This is a genomic window from Flavobacterium ponti, assembly GCF_042652765.1.
In the GTDB taxonomy this organism is placed as follows: domain Bacteria; phylum Bacteroidota; class Bacteroidia; order Flavobacteriales; family Flavobacteriaceae; genus Flavobacterium; species Flavobacterium ponti.
Map to the genome: position 1 here is coordinate 1 of NZ_JBHSGW010000019.1, position 3,167 is coordinate 3,167.

The following is a 3,167-nucleotide window of genomic DNA, read 5'->3' on the forward strand; positions in this document are numbered from 1 at the left end:
AGAAAATAAAAAAAGAAGGACTTACAAACCAACTTGATTTTGCCAAAGTATTTTTAGACTTTATAAATAACCCTAATGACTCTAATCTAAATTTTAATGTTTCTTTATACAGAATTTCTACATCACCAATTAATCAAAATAATTGGAAAAAATTAACCTTAGACAGTACAAAATTAAATGGCATAAGTGAAGATGCCTGTAACTAAATTTAAAAAAATGAAAATATATATATACATACTAGTGCTTTTAAGCATTTCTTGCAAAGCACAATATTCGTTACAAAATTATGACTCTGCTAACGATTTGCCAAGTGGTTCTTATTGTGCCGATACTTTTAATGATTTTAATAACTATGAGGGCACTTGGAAATCAGTTGTAGGCAATAAAGAGTTTACAATAATATTACAAAAAAGAACACATATTTATTATGATTTTGAAGATATTTACACTGATTTTTTAGTTGGGGAATACAAATACAAAGAAAACAATGTAGAAATAATAAATACAACGTCAAACTTAAATACAACAATTTCTTTAGGAAATAATATTACTGGAAATTTATTTATTCAAGACAATAATGATTTTCCAATTTGTGATGATTGTATACCAAATGAGCGCAGAGTTCAACTTTTCTTTACTGACCCAACAAGAACACATGTGCATGCTTTAATTGTATTAAGATTCAAAGTTGAAAACGGTGTCCAATTAATTAAAGCTACTTTATATGAAACATTATCTATAACTGAAGAAGGTGATAATCTATCAGAACACATAACAGTTCCTGTTGGTGAATACACTTTAATAAAACAATAATAAATCTTTTTAAATATAATTAGTTAGTACAAAAAGACTTATTGCTGAAACAATAAGTCTTTTAGTTATTTTTATTTAGAATATTCCAGCACTATTTAGGTTTAACACAATATCTTTAATATTGTATATAACTTTAGAAAACTATGGAGTTAACCCAAGAGAAGTTACAAAAATAATTGAGATAGAACTATCGTGTTTTGAAAGAAGTGTAGCACAATGACTAGGCCTGTCTTCTATTTCTTAAGACAAGAGTTAATTTTACACCACACATGCAAACTAAAGACAAAACGCTTGCAGATTTTTTAATATCCCTGCTGGTGAAAATTGTGGTACAACTTTTACAATTACAATTGACCCATGTAATTTATTAGGTGATTCCAGTGGAGGAAGTAACACCTCTACTACAGGAACTAGAGGTAATACAAACACAAATAATACCTCTAGTGGTAGAGATAGTGGTGGTGGCTCTGGTACTGGTTTTACATATGGCTATGATTATACAACAAGTAATACTAACAATAATACTTATACAGGTGTTGGACAAACTTCTGGTACTGGTGGCTCTACTACAAGTAGTACTGATTTAGACAATCCTATAATTATTAATATTGTTCCTCCTTGTCCAACTTGCCCAGAGTTAGAGAATGAAGAGGACGATAATCCTTGTGTAAAACTAACCAATGTTACTAATAACGCAATTATAAATAATAGTATTAAATCATTAAAAAGTAATACTACTTCTATTAGAGAGAGTTCAATACAATTTAATAAAGGTACATTAGATTTTTTATTTGCAACACCAACTACCAACAACACAGAAAACCATACTACTGGTACTTATTATAATACAACATTTGGTACAGTTCACGTTCATACTGATGGTTTATATCCTATACCTAGTATAGAAGATTTGGTAACTTTATCTTATATGTGTTTAAATTATCAACAACCAAGCAATTCAAATAATGTTAACTTTGATGACTTGCCATTTAATTTTATTATTTCAAACAGTCATACTTCAGCAGATTTGAGTAATTCACCACATGGCAATCTTTATGCAATTGTTCCAGATAATATTTCTAGTTTTGGGTCGTTATATAATTCGACTTTTTATGGTTCTAGCAATCTAGAAAAAATAAAAAAAATGGATCTTGATTTGAAAAACGAGTATGAATGGGGTGATGGAAATAACTGGAACACTGTAAATCAAGATGATTTAGCCATGAAGTATTTACAATATATTAATTCTAAACAGAATTTTGGAATTTCTTTATACAGAAAAAAATTTGACATTAACAACAATCCTACTGGTAATTGGGAAAAATTATCATTAGGTACAGAAAACGGAGTAACAGTATTAATAAAAACACCTTGCTAAAATGAAAAAAATAATCATACTTTTTATACTTCATGGTTTTGTTTGCAAAGCACAAACACCTATTTATCCTATACGAGAAAACAGACCATCTTCTAAAGCTGTGAATAATTCATATTCAAAAGACACCTTTAATGATTTTGATATGTTTACAGGTACTTGGGTTCATACTGATGGTAATAATGAATTTAAAATTACTTTTCAGAAAAAATTAATGTTCTATAATGATGTCACGAAAATGTATGAAGATAAATTAGTGGGAGAATATATTTATAAAGTTAATGGTACAGAAGAAGTTAATACAATGTCAAATTTAAATTGTGCTGATCCTTATAATAATAATATTACTTCCGAAAGAGTTATGTTAGATAATAATTCATATCCTTTATGTCCAAGTTGCGATGATTTTAATGATTTTAGAATTCGTTTTTATTTTACTCAACCTGGTAGGGAATATATATTTACTAGTTTAGCTGCTAAACATTACCAAGTTAATAATATAGAATATTTAGACGTATTTATTTGGACAAGAACTTCAATGACAACAGACCCAAATGATCCGAAATACTTAAGTGTTCCTGTTTTTACTTATTTAACTTTTGTTAAAGAATAAAGTAAATAAAAAAACTCTTATAAACAAAAAGACTTATTGCTCACGCAATAAGTCTTTTGTTATTTTTATTTAGATAATTACCTACACTATTTAGGTTTAACAAAATATCTTTAATTTTGTATATAATTTTAGAAAACTATCGAGTTAACCTTAAAGAAGTTACAAAAATAATTGAGATAGAACTATCGTGTTTTGAAAGAAGTGTGGCACAATGACTAGGCCTGTCTTCTATTTCTTAAGACAAGAGTTAATTTTACACCACACAAGCAAACTAAAGACAAAACGCTTGCAGATTTTTTAATATCCCTGCTGGTGAAAATTGTGGTACAACTTTTACAATTACAATTGACCCATGTAATTTATTAG

5 protein-coding genes are annotated in these 3,167 nt (G+C 28.0%); 4 read left to right on the forward strand and 1 reads right to left on the reverse strand.

Translation table 11 applies throughout. From position 1 onward, the window contains the following. Both ACFO3U_RS07695 and ACFO3U_RS07700 read left to right on the forward strand, forming a co-directional pair. Positions 1 to 206, forward strand: a 206-nt coding sequence (locus tag ACFO3U_RS07695) for a hypothetical protein (RefSeq protein ID WP_379740143.1), incomplete at its 5' end; no start/stop codon positions are given. A gap of 10 nt (positions 207 to 216) precedes the next feature. Next, positions 217 to 813: a DUF6705 family protein gene (locus ACFO3U_RS07700; RefSeq protein WP_379740146.1), complete on the forward strand. Its 597-nt coding sequence runs from the start codon at positions 217 to 219 to the stop codon at positions 811 to 813. Positions 814 to 1,338: 525 nt separating this feature from the next. On the opposite strand, the gene ACFO3U_RS07705 is transcribed toward ACFO3U_RS07700, so the two are convergent. Then, complete coding sequence (locus ACFO3U_RS07705) at positions 1,339 to 1,494, reverse strand: hypothetical protein (RefSeq protein ID WP_379740149.1); 156 nt, start codon at positions 1,492 to 1,494, stop codon at positions 1,339 to 1,341. 247 nt (positions 1,495 to 1,741) lie between these two features. Here ACFO3U_RS07705 and ACFO3U_RS07710 point away from each other — a divergent pair, with 247 nt between their 5' ends. Beyond that, entirely contained in the window at positions 1,742 to 2,191 is a 450-nt protein-coding gene (locus ACFO3U_RS07710) for a hypothetical protein (protein WP_379740152.1), read from the forward strand. A 1-nt stretch (position 2,192) separates the two neighbouring features. Continuing rightward, the gene (locus tag ACFO3U_RS07715; RefSeq protein ID WP_379740155.1) at positions 2,193 to 2,801 is read left to right on the forward strand and encodes a DUF6705 family protein; all 609 of its coding nucleotides are present in this window, start codon (positions 2,193 to 2,195) and stop codon (positions 2,799 to 2,801) included. Positions 2,802 to 3,167 lie beyond the last annotated feature (366 nt).